The 19,554-nt window shown below is 39.2% G+C and carries 16 protein-coding genes and 2 pseudogenes; 10 read left to right on the forward strand and 8 right to left on the reverse strand.

Features of this window, described 5'->3' with window-relative positions; genetic code table 11:
• Positions 1–4 precede the first annotated feature (4 nt).
• Positions 5–553, reverse strand: coding sequence for a sigma-70 family RNA polymerase sigma factor (locus tag BKK52_RS08855; RefSeq protein WP_077421089.1), 549 nt, complete (start codon positions 551–553; stop codon positions 5–7).
• Positions 554–665: 112 nt separating this feature from the next.
• On the opposite strand from BKK52_RS08855, the gene BKK52_RS08860 reads away from it, so the two are divergent.
• Positions 666–944: a hypothetical protein gene (locus BKK52_RS08860; protein WP_077421090.1), complete on the forward strand. Its 279-nt coding sequence runs from the start codon at positions 666–668 to the stop codon at positions 942–944.
• 46 nt (positions 945–990) lie between these two features.
• Here BKK52_RS08860 and BKK52_RS08865 read toward each other — a convergent pair.
• From BKK52_RS08865 to pssA, 4 genes and pseudogenes are all read right to left on the reverse strand, one after another.
• Positions 991–1,116 (reverse strand): annotated as a pseudogene (locus BKK52_RS08865) (IS3 family transposase); the annotation flags it as partial.
• A 145-nt stretch (positions 1,117–1,261) separates the two neighbouring features.
• A complete protein-coding gene (gene tgt / locus BKK52_RS08870; RefSeq protein WP_077421091.1) occupies positions 1,262–2,425 on the reverse strand; it encodes a tRNA guanosine(34) transglycosylase Tgt in 1,164 nt (387 codons plus the stop codon).
• A gap of 342 nt (positions 2,426–2,767) precedes the next feature.
• The gene (queA, locus tag BKK52_RS08875; RefSeq protein ID WP_077421102.1) at positions 2,768–3,859 is read right to left on the reverse strand and encodes a tRNA preQ1(34) S-adenosylmethionine ribosyltransferase-isomerase QueA; all 1,092 of its coding nucleotides are present in this window, start codon (positions 3,857–3,859) and stop codon (positions 2,768–2,770) included.
• A gap of 87 nt (positions 3,860–3,946) precedes the next feature.
• On the reverse strand, positions 3,947–5,314 hold the full coding sequence (gene pssA, locus BKK52_RS08880; RefSeq protein ID WP_077478531.1) for a CDP-diacylglycerol--serine O-phosphatidyltransferase: 1,368 nt from the start codon (positions 5,312–5,314) through the stop codon (positions 3,947–3,949).
• A 147-nt stretch (positions 5,315–5,461) separates the two neighbouring features.
• On the opposite strand from pssA, the gene BKK52_RS08885 reads away from it, so the two are divergent.
• A complete protein-coding gene (locus BKK52_RS08885; protein WP_077478532.1) occupies positions 5,462–6,541 on the forward strand; it encodes a TrmH family RNA methyltransferase in 1,080 nt (359 codons plus the stop codon).
• A 109-nt stretch (positions 6,542–6,650) separates the two neighbouring features.
• Here the strand turns inward: BKK52_RS08885 and BKK52_RS08890 are convergent, their stop codons facing one another.
• Both BKK52_RS08890 and dld read right to left on the reverse strand, forming a co-directional pair.
• Positions 6,651–8,129 (reverse strand): aldehyde dehydrogenase family protein, encoded by a 1,479-nt coding sequence (locus BKK52_RS08890; RefSeq protein WP_077478533.1) that lies wholly within the window; start codon positions 8,127–8,129, stop codon positions 6,651–6,653.
• A gap of 174 nt (positions 8,130–8,303) precedes the next feature.
• Entirely contained in the window at positions 8,304–9,992 is a 1,689-nt protein-coding gene (gene dld, locus BKK52_RS08895) for a D-lactate dehydrogenase (RefSeq protein WP_208606151.1), read from the reverse strand.
• Positions 9,993–10,181: 189 nt separating this feature from the next.
• Here dld and galE point away from each other — a divergent pair, with 189 nt between their 5' ends.
• From galE to BKK52_RS08930, 8 genes are all read left to right on the forward strand, one after another.
• A complete protein-coding gene (gene galE, locus BKK52_RS08900; protein WP_077478535.1) occupies positions 10,182–11,198 on the forward strand; it encodes a UDP-glucose 4-epimerase GalE in 1,017 nt (338 codons plus the stop codon).
• A gap of 79 nt (positions 11,199–11,277) precedes the next feature.
• Positions 11,278–12,543, forward strand: a complete 1,266-nt coding sequence (locus tag BKK52_RS08905; RefSeq protein WP_143531404.1) for an MFS transporter — start codon at positions 11,278–11,280, stop codon at positions 12,541–12,543.
• Positions 12,544–12,645: 102 nt separating this feature from the next.
• Entirely contained in the window at positions 12,646–13,290 is a 645-nt protein-coding gene (adk, locus tag BKK52_RS08910; protein ID WP_077421098.1) for an adenylate kinase, read from the forward strand.
• An 81-nt stretch (positions 13,291–13,371) separates the two neighbouring features.
• Positions 13,372–15,393: a hypothetical protein gene (locus BKK52_RS08915; protein ID WP_077478536.1), complete on the forward strand. Its 2,022-nt coding sequence runs from the start codon at positions 13,372–13,374 to the stop codon at positions 15,391–15,393.
• 159 nt (positions 15,394–15,552) lie between these two features.
• Positions 15,553–16,932, forward strand: a complete 1,380-nt coding sequence (gene trhP, locus BKK52_RS08920) for a prephenate-dependent tRNA uridine(34) hydroxylase TrhP (protein WP_077478537.1) — start codon at positions 15,553–15,555, stop codon at positions 16,930–16,932.
• 336 nt (positions 16,933–17,268) lie between these two features.
• Positions 17,269–17,982, forward strand: coding sequence for a POTRA domain-containing protein (locus BKK52_RS13875; RefSeq protein ID WP_244160232.1), 714 nt, complete (start codon positions 17,269–17,271; stop codon positions 17,980–17,982).
• 7 nt (positions 17,983–17,989) lie between these two features.
• Positions 17,990–18,907: a ShlB/FhaC/HecB family hemolysin secretion/activation protein gene (locus tag BKK52_RS13880; protein WP_244160233.1), complete on the forward strand. Its 918-nt coding sequence runs from the start codon at positions 17,990–17,992 to the stop codon at positions 18,905–18,907.
• 272 nt (positions 18,908–19,179) lie between these two features.
• Positions 19,180–19,374, forward strand: coding sequence for a hypothetical protein (locus BKK52_RS08930; protein WP_077474723.1), 195 nt, complete (start codon positions 19,180–19,182; stop codon positions 19,372–19,374).
• Positions 19,375–19,386: 12 nt separating this feature from the next.
• Here the strand turns inward: BKK52_RS08930 and BKK52_RS08935 are convergent.
• Positions 19,387–19,554 (reverse strand): annotated as a pseudogene (locus BKK52_RS08935) (IS1595 family transposase); the annotation flags it as partial.

The raw sequence follows: 19,554 nt of genomic DNA on the forward strand, positions 1-19,554 counted from the left end.
GTCCTTATAATTTTTGAGAAAGACAATGTTGTAGTTGTAAACGGGCACGATAAAGTGTGGTATGTAAATTAGAGGTACTTACTTGCGTTTCATGGCAAATTTCATCCGATGATAACTCTAAAAACTCACGCATCATAAAAATTCGGGCTTGTTGCGCAGGTAAGCAGGTTAAGCAGGCTTCAAAAATCAGCCAAAATTCTTCAGCATAAATCTTTTCCTCATATTCTCTCAAATTACTCGGCGTACAAGCCAAATTCCAGTGGCCCGAGTCATCAAAAAAACTGTTTGGCGAATCATCCTCTTCAATTTCACTTTCCAATATAACTCGCCCTTTTTGGCGTAAATAATCAATAATTTTATTTTTGAGAATGGCAAACATCCAGGTTTTAAATGCCGCCTCACGTTTAAAATGCCCGATATTCTTAAATGCACTTAAAAAAGATTCTTGTACAAGATCTTCCGCCAGTTCGTGATTGTGTAATTGTAATTCGGCAAATTTCAGCATTTTTTGCCGTATGGCGTTTAATTCCTGTTCGGAAATTTGATTAGGCATGGTTATTCCTTTAAAAAATTTTGTAAGAAATGAAACATTCCTTCGTCTAATATCAGTGAACGAAAAAGCACGTTCAAAAAAACAATGTACCACTTACAGAAGGAAACTAAAAATGAAAAATATCACATTAAAAAGCACCTTGGTCAGTATAGCGATTTTATTCGGTGCAACAAGTGTTTATGCTTCGTCAATGCAAACAGACTGTGTAAAAGACAAAATGGGTTGTGAAAAATCTATGCCAATGAAATCCGACAGTATGATGAAAGACGAGATGAAAATGGGATCTGATAGCATGATGAAAGATAACATGAAAATGAAACAGGGTGATATGATGGAGGAAATGAAATCCGACAAGATGATGAAGGATGAAATGAAAAAAGATAAGATGTAATATGCAAAAGTGCGGTCAAAAATAATTGGCCCAAAAGGCTTATTAAATTTAAGGACCGGGTTCTGTGTTCTACAGGGCTCAGTCCTTTTAGCTTTACCTGAATAGGCTCATTATTGTAATAACGAATGTATTTATGAATAGCATTATTAAGCAATTCAAACGTTTCCACCCGGATGAGTGGGAATTCAAATTCGGGAGAATAGTTTTGTTCATGCCCTAATACGGCTAACTATTTAGCCATAAAAAATCTGCACCTTAATTAGTTGAAATTTATCAACATTTAGGCGCAGATCAAAATTAACCGCACTTTTGGTATTTTACTCAGATAGTGCTGATTGGGCGGTGGAAAGTTGTAACGGAGGAACCGGTTTTCCTATTCTGGCATAAAATTCCACCACAAAATCATCAAAACGATCTTTTTCGATGGCTTGACGAATTTCTGCCATTAAACGTTGATAATAACGCAAATTATGAATGGTATTTAAACGGGCCCCTAAAATCTCACCACATTTATCTAAATGATATAAATAGGCTTTGGTGTAATGTTTACAAGTGTAGCAATCACAATGAGGGTCTAGCGGGCTGGTGTCATCACGATATTTCGCATTACGAATTTTCACAATACCGTCTGTAACAAATAAGTGGCCGTTACGGGCATTGCGGGTTGGCATAACACAATCAAACATATCAATACCACGGCGGACACCCTCAACTAAATCCTCCGGTTTCCCCACCCCCATTAAATAGCGTGGTTTATCCGCCGGAATTTGTGGGCAAATATATTCCAAAATACGGTGCATATCTTCTTTCGGTTCGCCCACTGCTAAACCACCTACGGCATAGCCGTCAAAGCCAATATTCACCAAACCTTCTAAAGAGATTTTACGCAATTCTTCAAAGACACCGCCTTGGATGATCCCGAAAAGGGCATTTTTATTGCCAAGTTCGTCAAAGCGATCACGGCTCCGTTTTGCCCAGCGAAGGGACATTTCCATGGATTTTTTCGCATAGTCAAAAGTTGCTGGGTAAGGGGTACATTCATCGAAAATCATCACAATATCGGATCCAAGATCATATTGAATTTCCATGGATTTTTCCGGAGAAAGGAAAATACGTTCGCCATTAATCGGGTTTTGAAATTTGACACCTTCTTCGGTGATTTTGCGTAACTTGCCAAGGCTAAATACTTGGAAACCGCCACTGTCTGTCAAAATGGGACGATGCCACTGCATAAAATCGTGCAAATCACCGTGTTTACGCATCACTTCTTGCCCCGGGCGCAACCACAAATGGAAGGTATTACCGAGCAAAATTTCTGCGCCCGTTGCCCGCACTTCTTCCGGCGTCATTCCTTTTACCGTACCATAAGTGCCCACCGGCATAAATGCAGGGGTTTCCACGCTGAATGTGCCTTGTGGACGCTCAAATACCAACCGACCACGGCGTGCATTACCGCTGGTTTTGTCTAATTCATATTTCATTTTTATTTCCTCAACGAATAAACAGTTCGAAGATTTTGTCAATAAAAAAGCCTGTTTAAATTTACAGGCTCTATGTTATACTTTTTTCAATGCTCTTTGAGCAGAGGCGGATCTACTAAGATAGTCCGCCAGTTGCCGCTGTCGGGCTATATCGTAGATCCTGATTGTTAATCATATCAAGGATAAAAATATGACTAACTTCACAATTAAATTGGTCATCATTACTCTACTTTGCCTGTTATTGAAAGGTAGCACTGGCTATTAGTAGTTGATGCCACAAGGGACGATTACCTCGTCCCTTGTTTTTTATTGTAGGCGTTGATTTTCTTTAAGTCAAACGACTTATTCCAATCCCTTCACCTTTGGATTTTTTGTAATAAACATCGCATCCCCATAGCTGAAAAAACGATAGCGATTTTCCACCGCACTTTTGTAAGCATTCATTGTGTGGCTAAAACCTGCAAAGGCGGAAACCAGCATAATGAGCGTGCTTTCCGGCAGGTGAAAATTAGTAATGAGGGCATCTACCACACGAAATGTTTTCCCCGGATAAATAAAAATTGAGGTGTCGGAAAAATACGGCTCAATCAAATCCGAATTTCCGTTTTCCTCTGCAGACAACGCTGCCGTTTCAATAGAACGCACGGAAGTCGTTCCCACCGCAATCACACGCTTTCCTGCTTTTTTGGCCGCAATGATGGCATTGCACACTTCTTGCGAAAGCTCCACATATTCGGCGTGCATAATATGCTCTTCAATATTTTCTACACGAACGGGCTGAAATGTCCCCGCCCCCACATGGAGTGTCACAAATTCAAAATTCACCCCTTTGGCTTGAAGTTTTGCCAAGAGTGCATCATCAAAATGCAGACCCGCAGTGGGAGCTGCTACCGCGCCCGGCACTTTGCTATAAACCGTTTGATAACATTCTTGATCCGCTTGTTCATCTGGGCGGTCAATATAAGGCGGTAATGGCATATGCCCGATTTGTTGCAACACCGTTAAAAGGGTTGTGGATTTATCCTTTAATGCCACTTCAAAAAGTGCGCCGTGACGCGCTATCATAACGGCTTGAATACCATTATTTTCGCCCAGTTTATCTTCCCCTAAAAATAATTCAGCGCCTTCTTTTGGCGATTTTGAAGAACGAATATGGGCAAGGAAGCGATGCTCATCCAACATACGCTCAAGCAACACTTCAATTTTTCCGCCACTGGCTTTACGACCAAACATGCGTGCCGGAATCACACGGGTGTTATTGAAAATCAATAGATCACCGGTTTCAACGAGGTCTAATACATCTGTAAAAGTGCGGTGAGCCATTTCACCGTTTTCACCGTTTAATGTTAACAATCGACAGGAAGTACGATCTTCTTTAGGATAACGGGCGATAAGCTCATTAGGTAAATCAAAATGGAAATCGGAAACTCGCATAATCGTCATACTGGCTAAAAATGGGCTAGTCTATTGTGGTTGGGCGGGAAGTTCAAGGGGAAATCTTCCTCATTTCCCCCTTTCCTGTTAAAGGATCATTTTGACCAATTTATCCGCTTTAATTCGGGCAAATTTTTTCAGTAATTTTTGAACGGGTTCAGGATATTGGGAAAGCGCCTCTAACTCAGCATAATATTTTAATACATGAGTGTGTTGGCGAATATGCTCAAGTTCCTTTTCAACCTGCTCCCGCAATTTCTGCTTCGGATCGTGAATTAATAACCCATTTTCCGCATCCAAACGCCAAGCCCGAGGGTTTAAATTATTACCGGTCAATAAAATGTAGCGATTATCCACCCATACTCCTTTTAAATGGTAAGTGTTATCACCATCTTTCCATAAGCGAACCGTTAATCGCCCTTGTTCAATTTCTTGTTGAAACTTTTCACAAAAATGGCGCAGATTGCTTTCGTATAAATAAGGCAAAGCGCCCGCCATTTTAAACGGTTGTTCCGGTGGAATATAAAAATCGTTTGCTACTTTATCACCTACAATAATTTCTATTTTTTTTCCTGTTTCCAAGAGCGTGGCTATTTTGTTTTGCAAGGTACGGGGGAAATTAAAATACGGCGTGCAAATGACTAAATTTTCTTGCACCAGAGAAAAAAGCTCCTCGATGATTTGGTTTAATTCATTGTTTGATGCGCCTAAACCAAATAAAGGTGAAATGCTTAAAACTTCGGAAAAACTAACCGCACTTTCTACGTTGTATTCAGCGTGATTGGCTAAATTTTTACGATAAGCACGAATAGCAGATCGGATCTCTTTCGTGCGAGGGCGGTTTGCTACATCAAGGGGATGAACCGCAGTGAAGTCCAATAAATAATCGTTAATAAAATTCACCATTGAATCCGCCAATCGGGCATTGGTGATTTTTTGGTAGCGATCGTAGCGATATTTCCCTTCTTGTTGTAAATACACGTTGTTGATACTCGCTCCACTGTAAAGCACCGTATCGTCAAAAACAAAACCTTTAATATGCAGCACACCGAATATTTCACGGGTATTAATCGGCACACCGAAAAACATATTCGGGTCTTCCGAAAGTTGATAGATTTGACGTTGTTCTACATACCAATCGGCATTGGTTGCGGATTTTTCTGCGCCTAATAAGTTGCGTTGTCCACGATGCCAATCCACAAGAATTTTGACATCTAATTCAGGGTGTTCTTGTTTTATACGATAAATTTCATCAAGAATCTCTTGCCCTGCTTCATCTTTTTGCCAGTAAAGTGCGGTGACATAAATACGTCTTTTCGCATTTCTAATTAATTCAATAATTTGTGCTTTAAATTCAACCGGACTAAACAAAAACTCAACCTGTGTTTTCTCTAAAGGTAAAAAAGGCAAATTTTGTAGCCTTTGCTCAGTGCGTTTTACTTTATTGATTAACATAATCTGTCTCTGCAATCTCTAGGGATGGGCTAGTTTACAATATTTCCTTTGAGGATTAATAGAAAAAAGGTTTTTTTTCGCTATAATGCTCACAAATTTTCGCCTTTTTTGACGAATTATTATCCAACTTCTCTTGAGTAATGCAATATGAATCATTCCCGCAAACCCACTTTCCAAACAAATTCCGGTAAATTTTTCCAAGAACGCAGCCCTAAACGTGAACCTTTCCGCCGAGCGGAAAATCATCAAAATGATGAAAAATACCGTCAAAATCGACCGCCCTTTAATAGAAAACGTGATAGCCAAAAAAGTGAGGCTCATTTTCAAACCGAAGTACGTGAACTGCGTGTTGAAGAACTTTCTTTAAGCAAAGCCCCTTCTTTTGCAAGAAATAATGAGCAAAATCAAGTGAGTGTCGTGGTAAAAAGTAGCGGTATTGCGTATAAGCCAAAAGAAAAGAAAACCGGTGCACTTTCACCGCGGGCTCCGGAAAAGATTAAGAAAAACCGGGCGGAAGAAATGAAAGTTTGCGGTGAAAATGCCTGTCTTGAATTGTTTGCACAGCGTCCGGAAAGCATTGTCCGCATTTGGGCAACGGTACAGATGTCTCATAAAATCGGGGAAATATTGCGCTATTTGGCGGCAAATAAAAAGGTGTACCATGTGGTGGGTAATGAAGAATTATCCTTAGTGAGCGGCACAGAGCATCACGGTGGCATTTGTATGTTGGTGAAAAAAACACGCCCGTTCACATTGCAAGGCTATTTGTCTGTTTCGCATAAAGAAGACATTTTAGTATTGTTGGATAAGGTGAATAATGCTCAAAATATCGGGGGGGTATTGCGTACTTGTGCCTTTTATGGTGTGAAAAATTTTGTCACGAATCAGTCTGAAAATCTATATTCTCCTACTGCGATGCGCATTGCGGAAGGAGGAGCGGAACATATTCGTTTGTTGGAATGTTGGGATACCGAATCGGCGTTGCAGCAACTTCGTCAGGCCGGATACCAAATTATTCATGTTGCTCAGGGTAAAAAAGGTATTCCTTTGACCCAAGTGCAATTTAATAAAAAAGTGGTATTTTTACTCAGTGAAACCGACACGGAGGATTTATACGAAAAACAAGATGTTAGCGTTTGTTTATCCTTAAGCAATCCACTCAAAAATGGATTAAATATTGCGGTAAACAACGGCATTTTGTTGGCAAAATGGTATTTTGATAAGTAAAAAGTGCGGTCAAAATGATCTGCCCCAAAAGTTATACTCATTTGGTGAGTTGAGCTGTAGTCCAACTTTTGGGGTACAGATCATTTATAGGTTACCCTTTTTTATGCGATTAATACATACCTTCACGCTCTTCACGTGTACTGATATAAATATTTTTTACTTGAGTATAAGCATCAAGCATCATTTTATGGGTTTCACGGCCGATACCGGATTGTTTATATCCCCCAAACGGTGCGCCTGCCGGTAAGCGGTTATAGCAGTTCACCCAAACCCGTCCTGTTTCAAGGGCACGGGAAACACGTAAGCAACGGTTGATATTTTGGCTCCAGATACCACCACCTAAACCGTATTCACTGTCATTTGCCATTTTAATAACTTCCTCTTCAGTTTTAAATTTAATGACGGTGGCAACAGGTCCAAAAATCTCTTCTTGTGCAATTTGAGCTTGATTATTCGGCGCTTCAATTAATGTTGGGGCTAAAAATTCTCCCTTATCCAAGCCGGTTTCCTGCAAGCGTTTTCCACCGGTAATAATGCGACATCCCTCTTGTTCCCCAATTTTGACGTATTTCAAGATCGTTTCTAATTGACCGGCATTCACTTGTGCCCCCATTTGGGTATCATCTTCCCAAGGCAAGCCAACTTTGACTTTCTTAAACTCTTCGGCTAATGCAGCGACGAATTTATCATAAATGCCCTCTTGAACAAAAATTCTAGAACCGGCACAACAGACCTGACCTTGATTGAATAAAATCCCTTTTTGTGCACCTTCTAATGCTTTATCAAACGGCATATCATCAAAGAAAATATTGGCTGATTTACCACCTAACTCAAGGGTTGCGGGAATGAGCATTTCGGCAGCAGCCACGGCAACATTCCGTCCAATGGCCGTTGAACCGGTAAAGGCTAATTTGTTAAATCCTTTGTGATGCAGCATATATTCTCCGGATTTACTGCCTCGTCCGGTAATGACATTTAATACACCTTTCGGTAACAAATGATTAATTTTTTGCACAAGAGATAATAGACTTAATGAAGTTGCACTGGAAGGATGAATGACGATCGTACAACCGGCTGCCAATGCAGGGGCGATTTTCCAAGCCGCCATTAGAAATGGGAAATTCCACGGAATAATTTGTCCCACAACACCGATAGGTTCACGCAGTACCACAGATAAATCTTCGCCATCCAGTTGATTTGCCGAACCTTCTTCTGAACGAATCACTCCGGCAAAATAACGGAAATGATCTGCGGCTAACGGAATATCTGCCGCTCTCGTTTCACGAATCGGTTTGCCGTTATCCAAAGTTTCTTGTAAGGCAAATAATTCTGCATTTTCATCAATCACATCGGCAATTTTATTTAATATCGCAGCCCGTTCTGTCACGGTTGTATGTCGCCAAGTTTTGAATGCTTGCTGTGCTGCAGTAACAGCTGCATCAACATCAGCATCCGTTGCATCAACAAATTTCGCAAGCTCTTCCCCGTTTGCAGGATTATGAGAGGAAAGTAGTTCGCCCCCCATTTTCCATTCACCATTAATGAATAAACCGTACTCTTGATCAAAAACATTCAGATTTTTTGCCATATGCCGCTCCTTTGATTGTCACTGTTAGCAAACTATTTTCGACTCTTTTATACAGAGCCAAGCGTATTACCGATATACACCGATAAATTTGAATAAAAATATAACCCAATTCTAAATTTTAGACGGTTATAAAGGACTAAGCTCAACACCAACTCAGCCCCTTTAATACTGATGCTATTCAGCCCAATATTTTTTCTTTGAGGTTTGCCCGATACCGGGATTAAAACTATTGGTTGGATCTAATTTTTTATAGAATTGATGTAATGGAGGTTTTGCTTCATATAAATGGCCGACATTGTGTTCTGCCGGGTATTGAGCACCTCGTTGATCCAGTAATTTCAACATATCATGTTCTAATTTTACGCAATCATAACCTTTCTTAACGATATAATCCTGATGGAATACATGACACATAAAGTGCCCATAATAGAGTTTATGGCTGATTTGTTCGTCCATTTCTTGAGGTAATTTTTCAAACCAGTCTTTATCATTGCGGCGCAATGCAATATCAAGAGCAACAATGTCTTCCACCTCTTTTTCATGGATAGCACGATAACGGACAGCGGCTGAAGCAACGGCAAAACGATGGAGCATAGCCGCCTGAGTTTCCACCGCATTACATTCAAAATATCCGCCTTTTTGAGGCTCGCTAAAATAATTTTTTAAGAAATGGCGGGCTTCCTCCACCCCTTTTCCCCCCATTTTTATAATTAAATGATGTTCATAGCGATCCCGATATTGCCATAAACTCTTCGGTAAGTGCGCCGGTAATATTTTGGATACGAATTGTAAGAATTTATCGCTTAAATGCGGTGGTAAAAAAGGGAGCTTCTTACTTAAGCGATCTACATTGGCTTTTAGGGAAAATAACTTAGGTAACCAATGCGTGCCAAATTTTTTAATCACCCAAAAAGTATCTTTTCCATAGCGGGCGGCAATATCAAAGGCATCCCGATGAATATATTCACCTGAAATCGGTAATTGTTCAAAATGCGCTAACATTTGTCGGCGAATATCGTTAAGCACATGGGTTTGGTTCGTTCCTAGGTAGAAAACCGCCGTTTCGCTTTCTAGGGGGAAGGTATCTAAACGCACGGCAAAAACGGCTAATTTACCCGCACAACCTGAGGCTTCATAATGACGGCTAGGGTCGGCATTAAAACGGGCCGGGGTGCTTTCATCTACTTGACGAACATGGTGGCAATAACGGTGGTCATGGCCTTTGCCACAATCTTGCACAATATCCTTTTGCTGATAATGATGAGCTTGTAAATTCGTTAAAATTTCTTCCGGGGTGGAGCCTAAATCAATACCAAGGTGATTTTTAAGTTCTAATTCACCTTGTTCGTTTAATTGCGCATAAAGTGACATTTCAGTATAAGCAGGGCCTCGTTGAACGAGTGCACCACCGGAGTTATTACAAATTCCCCCAATGACAGAGGCTCCAATACAAGAAGAACCAATCACCGAATGGGGTTCACGTCCATGAGGTTTTAGCTTATTTTCTAAATCATTTAAGGTTGAACCCGGTAGGCAAACGACTTGGGCGGCATTGTTAATCAATTGAATACCATCGATCCTCATAGCATTGATAATCACAATTTCACGATCGTAATTATTGCCGTTCGGGGTTGAGCCACCGGTTAAGCCTGTGTTGGCAGCTTGGTTAATAATAATCACATCCTGTTCTACACAGATTTTGAGCACCTGCCAAAACTCAAGTAAAGTGGCAGGTTTCACCACAGCCACGGCATTTCCCGAGCCAAAGCGGTATCCGCTGCGATAAGAGGCCGTTTTTGAAGGATCGGTGATAATGTATCGTGTGCCAACAATTTTTGTCAGTTGAGAAATTAATTGATTCATCATGCGTTGTAATCGGTATGTTAAAAAGTCGTTGTTATTTTATATACGCCAATGAAAAATTATGCCAGTACTAAAAAATGATTCTGTGACAAAGATCACAGGAAAAGTGCGGTTAAAATTGCTGCATTTTTTCAAGCAAAATAGTGCTATAATCAACGCCAATGAGAAGTCTATAAAAAGGAGCCGAAGATGGCAATTTTAGTCACCGGTGGTGCGGGATATATTGGTTCGCACACAGTTGTTGAATTATTAAATGCAGGCAAAGAGGTGGTGGTATTGGACAACCTTTGCAATTCCTCACCGAAGTCCCTTGAGCGAGTTAAACAAATCACCGGTAAAAGCGTTAAATTTTACGAAGGCGATATTTTAGATCGTGCATTACTGCAAAAAGTTTTTGCTGAAAATGCCATTCATTCCGTTATTCACTTTGCCGGTTTAAAAGCGGTGGGTGAAAGTGTGCAAAAACCGGCGGAATATTATATGAATAACGTTGCCGGTACGCTGGTGCTGTTGCAAGAAATGAAAAAAGCAAAGGTATGGAACTTTGTTTTTAGCTCTTCTGCAACCGTTTATGGTGATCCGAAAATCATTCCAATTACCGAAGATTGCGAAGTGGGCGGCACAACCAATCCTTATGGCACATCAAAATATATGGTGGAGCAAATTCTAAGGGATGTGGCAAAAGCCGAACCGCAATTTAGTATGACGATTTTACGCTATTTTAATCCGGTGGGGGCGCATTCAAGCGGTTTGATTGGTGAAGATCCAAACGGTATTCCGAATAATTTATTGCCTTATATTAGCCAAGTGGCGATTGGTAAACTAGCACAGCTTTCGGTTTTTGGTAGTGATTATGACACGCATGATGGCACCGGCGTGCGTGATTACATTCACGTGGTGGATTTAGCTATCGGGCATTTGAAAGCCCTTCAGCGTCACGAAGAGGATGCCGGGTTACACATTTATAATCTTGGCACAGGGCAAGGTTATTCGGTGTTAGATATGGTGAAAGCCTTTGAAAAAGCCAATAATATTGAGATTTCTTATAAGCTGGTGGATCGCCGTCCGGGTGATATCGCCACTTGTTATTCCGATCCAAGTTTAGCGGCAAAAGAACTAGGTTGGCGTGCTGAACGTAATCTGGAGCAAATGATGAAAGATACGTGGAATTGGCAAAAAAATAATCCGCAAGGATATAAGGATTAATTTTTCTAAAAATTCTTTATGGTGGCACGGCAGCCAACGCTGTGCCACGAAAACATAACTAAAATTGACCGCACTTTTTATGCCAAACTCGCTTTTTTCCCAAATTTTTACACGTCAGATGCTGATTTGCGTGTTCACCGGTTTTAGCTCCGGTTTACCGCTCTTTGTGCTATTGCAAATGTTACCGGTATGGCTAACCGATAAGCAGCTTTCTGTGGAATTAATCGGGGCGGTGACAGGCGTTATGTTGCCTTACGGCTTAAAATTTTTATGGGCGCCGTTGTTAGATCGCTATTTTCCCAGTTTTTTAGGCCGCCGCCGAAGTTGGCTTTTAATTTCTCAAGTGATCTTATTGATTTTACTTTATATTATTAGCCTTTTTGATCCTCTCTCACAATTGACGGTGGTAGCGAATATTGCATTGCTGATTGCCTTTTTTTCTGCCACACAAGATATTGTGCTTGATGCTTACCGCCGTGAAATTTTAAGTGACCATGAACTAGGCTTAGGCAACACCATCCATATTAATGCCTATCGTATTGCCGGTTTAATTCCCGGTGGGCTTTCTCTTTATCTGGCTACAATTTACCCTTGGGAAACGGTGTTTTTATGGACGGCACTTTGTATGCTGGCAGGGATTTTTATGACGTTATTTCTCGCCAAAGAACCCAAGATTGATACGCCGCAACACAATCAGCCTTTTTATCAAACCTTTTGGATTCCTTTGCAAGAATTTTTCCAACGTAAAGGTGTGGCACAAGGGCTCGGTTTTTTACTGTTTTTGTTTTTATATAAATTTGGCGATTCCTTTGCCACCACGCTTCAAACCAAATTCATTTACGACATAGGATTTGGCAAAGAAGACATTGCATTGGTGGTGAAAAGCACTTCTCTTTGGGCAAGCATTTTATCCGGGCTTGCGGGAGGCGTGATTATGCTAAAACTCGGCATTAACCGAGCATTATGGTTATTTGGTTTTGTGCAAATGGTCACCATTGGCGGTTTTATTTGGTTGGCAAAATTTGGTCATTTTGACAGCATCAGTTCTACCGAATTATGGCGATTAGGTTTTGTTATTGCTGCTGAATATATTGGTGTAGGGCTTGGCACCGCAGCCTTTGTGGCCTTTATGGCGCGTGAAACCAACCCGCTTTATACTGCCACCCAACTGGCACTGTTTACCAGCCTCTCCGCTTTACCCAGCAAAGGGTTAGGTATGCTTTCTGGCTATGTAGTGGGGGCAGTAGGCTATTATGATTATTTTTGGCTATGCTTATTTTTAGCCCTTCCAGGGATGATTTGCCTATATTGGGTCGCCCCTTGGAACGAGAAAAAATCTGCATAGTGGAAAAGTGCGCTCAAAAAGATAAAAAATTTGACCGCACTTCCCTTTATCAGTATCTTACCCAGGTTTATTTACATTGATTAATTTAATTGGAGATTTTTTATGAAAATTATTCTTTTGGGTGCACCGGGCGCAGGGAAGGGAACACAAGCACAGTTTATTATGAAAAAATTTGGTATTCCTCAAATTTCGACCGGTGATATGTTCCGTGCGGCCATTAAAGCCGGTACGGAGCTGGGCAAACAAGCAAAAGCATTAATGGATGAAGGAAAATTAGTCCCTGATGAGTTAACGGTAGCATTAGTCAAAGATCGCATTGCTCAGCCGGATTGTGCAAACGGTTTCCTGTTAGACGGTTTTCCTCGCACCATTCCACAAGCGGATGCCTTGAAAGAATCAGGTGTGAAAATTGACTATGTATTAGAGTTTGATGTGCCTGATGAGGTGATTGTTGAGCGTATGAGCGGTCGCCGTGTTCACCAAGCTTCCGGGCGTTCTTACCATATTGTTTATAACCCACCAAAAGTAGAAGGGAAAGACGATATTACCGGTGAAGATCTCATTATCCGTGCCGATGATAAACCGGAAACGGTATTGGATCGTTTAGCGGTCTATCACAAACAAACCCAACCGTTGGTGGATTATTATCAAGCTGAGGCGAAAGCGGGCAATACGCAATATTTCCGTTTGGATGGTACACAAAAGGTGGAAGCCGTCAGCCAAGAATTGGATAAAATCTTAGGTTAAAAATCCCAAAAATCCGACCGCACTTTAATTAAAAGTGCGGTCGTTTTCTTGCTTGTTTTCAATATTGACTTGGGGGGAAATATGAGTAAAAGAAAAAAAATCACCTTCACCCTCGCTACGATACTCGTTATCGCTGGCACAGGTGCACAAATTTATACCAATCATAAAGTGGATCAACTATTACAAAAATTTCCTTATTCTTTGGATAACCAAGCAACATTACAGATTACTGAAAGTAATAAAAACTTTTTTAGCCGTAATTTAATATTCAGTGTAAAAGATAATGATGAACAAAATGCTGAGATTATTTCCACTAAATTAACGACTTTACCTTTCTTTATTACGGCTGAATCCAAATTTTCCGATCAGTTTGTTCGAAAATTAAATAAAGATTTAAATATTACGATTGATAAAAATACCATTAATAGTAAATTTTCTCCGGTAGGTGATTATTTACAATCCCATATTTGGGCAGAATTTCGGGATTTTGCAAATAAATCCCAAGAATTATCAGTTTCATTAAATTTGTTAAATAATAGCAACGTTGAGTTAAAGGGAAATTTAACAGGTTTTAATTATAACAATGAGAGCAAGATAAAAAAACTTGAGGGAACAATTCATCTTGTTCCTGTTACACCACGTCAATATGATTTGGCTCATATTGAATTATTTGCTGAGACTGCCGATCTTGCATTATTAAATGGGGAAAATACAGGGTTACATTTAAAAAATGCTACCTATAAATTTGATAAGAAAGATCATTTGGAAAAACGTGATTTAATTACAAAATTTAGTAGTGATATTTTGCGTATCTCTAATAAAAATCGCACAACAGATGAAAGCCAAACCATATTTGGCGGTTTAAATATTACGCTGAATCAGAAAGGTGTACCAAGTGCGGTCAATTTTTATAATGAATTTAGAAAACTTGAAGCCGGCACTAATATTAAAGGTGGGATAGATCTGCTCATTGCTATCCTAACCCAAAATGATATTTTTGATGGTAAGCTTTCCGTTATTTCCGTAAATGCGCCAAAAAATCAAAAGCCTTATTTTAATTTACAAGATGGGGAATTGATACTGCAATTAAATAATCAAGACCTCACCAAAGTTGCAGCTAATTTCAAACTGAATGTTGCAAATGTTAAGCAAACCCCAGAGGAAGATTCCCAAAAGTGGGAAGCTAAAGAAGGAAAACTCAATATTCAATTAAATGATTATAATCTTGCTAATGAACTTGCATTTATTCCTTTTTGGTTGGATAGTTTAATGGCAAAAGAATTACCCATTAAAGATAATAAAAAATTCTTAATCCAAAAAGAAAAGTGGACAAAAGAATTTAATGGAAACTCAAATATTGATTTTTCATTAAGTGATTTAGTAGTAGCCAAAAATAAAGTTAATGAAATTTCATTTAAAATTAAGTATGAGTCATTAGAAAATGATCAATATGAGCAAAATATTTTTTTAACGGCTAATAAAATAGATTATATTGCGGAAAATATGCAAATAGAAAATCTATCTGTTTCTATTCCGTTAAAAGGAAATTATCATAAAGCTTATTTAGGCAATACATTTTGTACGAGTGGTTATTATAGTCAACTTTGTGGCGCATATTTGGCTAAGGAAACGCAGTTACGTTATTTTGAGAATAGATTAAAAGAGCTTGATTTTGCTTTAGATAATGCCGCTATTAGTTTTAATTTGGACACCTTACCTAAAACCAAATCCTATCCGGTAAAATTTGAAGCAAATGGAATATTAGCCAAACTGCAAGAAAGGGGGCTGTCATCTCAGGATTGGTCTTTCTCAGATAGAATAAAAGGTTTATTAACGATTTCATTTAATAAAGGATTAGTTGAAACATCCGATGAGAAAACAAATAACATTAAAGGGCATAGCTGGTTTTGGCAGACGATTCAAAATGAACTTAAACCTCAAAATACCATTCTCCCGATTTTTGTCGAAGAAGGTGAAAACTATGTGGCTAAATTTGAGAAAAATGACAACCGTTATTTCATTAACGGGAAGTCCTTGGAAGAAATCGAACAAGAAATATTGCGAGAAGAGAAACGTTCATTGGAAAATTCGTCAGAGAAATAATGAAGTTGCCCACAGAGATGTGGGCGTTTCTTTTTTTAAACTTGCAAAAACTGACTGCGCTTTTTCTTTACAAATAAGGAAATCGACCTAAAATACGGGCTTTTAACCCCACTTGCCCATGGGCAGGTGACTGACTTGAAATCAGAAAAAGAGTAAATTATGACAACCTCATTTAAGCCCGAATTACTTTCTCCTGCCGGTTCTTTAAAAAATATGCGCTATGCCTTTGCCTATGGGGCAGATGCAGTCTATGCCGGTCAGCCCCGTTATAGCTTACGGGTGCGTAACAACGAATTTAATCATGCGAATTTAAAAATCGGCATTGATGAAGCCCATGCCCTTGGCAAAAAGTTCTATGTGGTAGTGAATATTGCCCCGCACAATTCGAAATTGAAAACCTTTATTAAAGATTTACAACCGGTAATTGATATGGGGCCGGATGCCTTAATTATGTCTGATCCCGGTTTGATTATGTTAGTCCGTGAACATTTTCCTGATATGGATATTCATCTTTCCGTACAGGCTAATGCAGTAAACTGGGCAACGGTGAAGTTTTGGAAGCAAATGGGGCTTACTCGGGTTATTTTATCCCGTGAGCTTTCGTTAGATGAAATTGCTGAAATTCGTCGGCAAGTACCGGATATTGAACTCGAAATTTTTGTACACGGTGCTTTGTGTATGGCCTATTCCGGTCGTTGTTTGCTTTCCGGTTACATTAATAAACGGGATCCAAACCAAGGCACTTGCACAAATGCCTGCCGATGGGAATATAAAATGGAAGAGGGTACAATCGATGAGGTTGGAAACATTGTGCCAAAAATCGATCCTCACCAACAAATCGACGTCAAAAACGTTGCGCCCACACTGGGGGAAGGAAAGGTAACGGACAAAGTTTTCCTTTATACGGAATCACAAAAGCCCGATGAGCAAATGACCGCTTTTGAGGATGAACACGGCACTTATTTTATGAATTCAAAAGATTTGCGTGCCGTACAACATGTAGAAAAATTGACCGAGCTTGGTGTCCATTCCTTAAAAATTGAAGGCCGAACCAAATCTTTCTATTACTGTGCCCGTACCGCACAAGTGTATCGAAAAGCTATTGATGATGCGGCAGCAGGTAAACCTTTTGATGAAGGTTTAATGGATACTTTAGAATCCCTTGCTCACCGTGGTTACACCGAAGGGTTTTTACGCCGTCATACGCACGATGAATATCAAAATTATGAATACGGTTATTCGATTTCTGATCGTCAGCAATTTGTCGGTGAATTTACTGGAAAACGCAACGAGCAAGGCATGGCAGAAGTGGCGGTAAAAAATAAATTTTTACTGGGCGATGATGTGGAAATGATGACACCACAAGGCAATATCAATTTTAAAATAGAGAAAATGCTTAATCGGAAAAATGAGCCGATCGAGGCGGCATTAGGTGATGGGCATTTTGTCTTCTTAAATGTGCCGCAAGATATTGGTCTGGCATATGCGCTCTTAATGCGAAATTTGGTGGATGCGAATACACGTAACCCGCACAAATAAAATTGTAATATATTTGTTAAATAATGGTTGCATTTATTTTTAATTTGAGTATAATGAGCCCCATACCTGATTTGTTAATTCAACAACTCATAGTATGACTCCAAATAACTTTTACCCTTTCAGCTTTTGAAAGGGTCTTTTTTTATGTATATTGGGGCGGTGGGTAAAATCAAATATTTGTAGCTTAATTCTATTTGTCGTTTTCTCCCAAAGAGATCCATGGATCTTTTTTATAACCCGCAGTCCAAAACAAATAAGCATAAAATGTGCTTTAATCTTCGTGCTCTAATAATTATGCGGTATGATGTGGCACAGGGTTTATTTAAGGGTATACTTATGAAGCATCTACTCATCTTGCTTGCTTGTGTGCCGATTTTTACTTGGGCAAATCAGCAATCAATACCGATACAAAATGACTTTAGTCGTTTTCAACAGCAAACAAAAAATCAGCAGGAACAGCTCCAACAAATACAGCAACAACGTTGGCTCTCACGACATCAATATCAAGCAGAACAACAAGCGGATGTTTATGAGGATTTATCTCAAGTTTGCCTACCCTATAACGAAGTGCGGTTTGTTGGATTTCATTTAATTGATCCTTTACCTTTTTCCCCAAAAAAGAATGAGTGTTTAAATGAGGTGCGTTTAAATCGACTCAGTCAGGAACTTACTTCAGCCTATTTAGCTTTAGGCTATATTTATAATCCTTTTCAATTTGAAGATGATGGCTCCGGAAAACTGACGATGAGAGTAACAGAAGGGAAAATCAGTTTACTTTCCAGCAACAGTGACCGACTAAATTTTGCTATGCTTTTACCGAATAGTTTAGGTAAGCCATTAAATATTAAAGAGCTGGATCAGGCGTTGGATCAGGCAAATAAAATGCCTGGAAGCAAAGTGAGTGTTGATGTGCTACCTGCAAAGAGCGGTGAAATTGAGCTATCTTTTGTGAATGAAGAAAAATCCCGTGTAACCGGTTATGTTGGAATGGATAATTTTGCCTCAAAACGTTCAGGACGCTGGCAAGTGAAGGGGGGGGCTGAATATTGATAATCCTTTGGGACTTTCCGATAGCCTTTATTTTAATGTAAGCCACAGTTTGAAGTCTCATCACAATAATTTTAATCGCTCATTTTCATTTTTCCATACTATCCCCTATGGCTATTGGTCATTGAGTACCTTTGGTTCTTTTTCAGCGTTTAAATCTAATTTTCCATTACAGTATAATACTGTTGAACAAAAGGGGCATACTTGGCAAGCAGCATTGCGTACCGACTACACATTTCAACGTGATTCTAATTCAATTTCTAATCTTTATGCTCAGTTAGAAAGAATCAAAAGTAAAAGTTATTTTGCAGATAGTTTAATTTTGTTTCAAAGCCCTACATTAACAGCAGGTCAGATTGGTATTAATCATTTACAACTATTTTCTTATGGCTCATTGATGACCGATTTTAGTTATGAAAGAGGTTTAAAGTGGTGGAATGCGACATTAAATCAAGGGAGAGATCAGCCGGAAGGACAATTTAATCGTTGGCGGGCAGAATTACAATTTAGTGCTTTCTATCCAATTAAATCTCTGACGTTTCATCAATCAAGCCGTTTAATTGGACACTATAGTCATAACCATTTACCTGCTATCAAACAGGAAGAATTACTTGGGCGCTATGCTGTGCGTGGTTTTAATGATTTATCCTTGTCTGCGGAGAAAGGTATTGTTCTGCAAAATGATTTAGGTTGGTTATATCAATATCAGCAATGGCAGATTAAACCTTATTTAGGGATGGATATTGGCGTTCAGAAACCAATATTACCAGATGCCAATAGTCAAAAAGCGTTTGCTTATGTATTGGGGCTAAAAACATCTCATCCTCGTTGGTATATGCAATTAGAATGGGCAACAGGACGATTGTTTCAACAAAATCAAGTTATTCAAGAACGAAGTGTCAATGTGAATTGGAATATTATATTTTAATAAAATCAATAAGCTACATTCCTTTAATTAGTTATAACTTATTTGAAGTTAAAGGAAATAACAATATGTAAAAATTTGTGATATAGGTCACAAATTTACATTTCTCTTGAAAAAAGCCATCGGATTTTAATCATTGATGCTTAAAATATCCGGCACGCCAAATGGTGTGTGAATATTATCAGAAATACTCATAGAAACTGTTGGCAAAATAGGCAGTGAATAGCAATATTTGCTCACTTGGTCTTTATCTTTCTCATTTTGGATCGCTATCTATGCAAAAATTTTCTCTCTCTAAAATCGCAATTGGTTTATCAGCTTGCTATCTAACACAATTTAGCTATGCGGATATTCAAACCTCAAATAGCAATACACAAGTTACTCGTCAAAAAGGTGTGGAAATAGTGAATATTGCTGCGCCAAATCAATCAGGCTTATCTCATAATAAATATAATAAATTTAGGGGCTGACGTAGATTAGCCCTAAATTCCACACCATTTTCGCAACATTTTAAGTTGCTCTTTTGGTGTTCCAAAGTTAAACCGAAATTCACATTCCTTCAAGAATAAGGGAAAATTTTTTCGGTCGATTCCATTATATTTTCGGAGTATCCGCTTGGCTTGGCTCCAAAAATTTTCAATGCCGTTAAT

Origin of the sequence: Rodentibacter trehalosifermentans (genome assembly GCF_002000545.1) — a bacterium.
Taxonomy (GTDB): Bacteria; Pseudomonadota; Gammaproteobacteria; order Enterobacterales; family Pasteurellaceae; genus Rodentibacter; species Rodentibacter trehalosifermentans.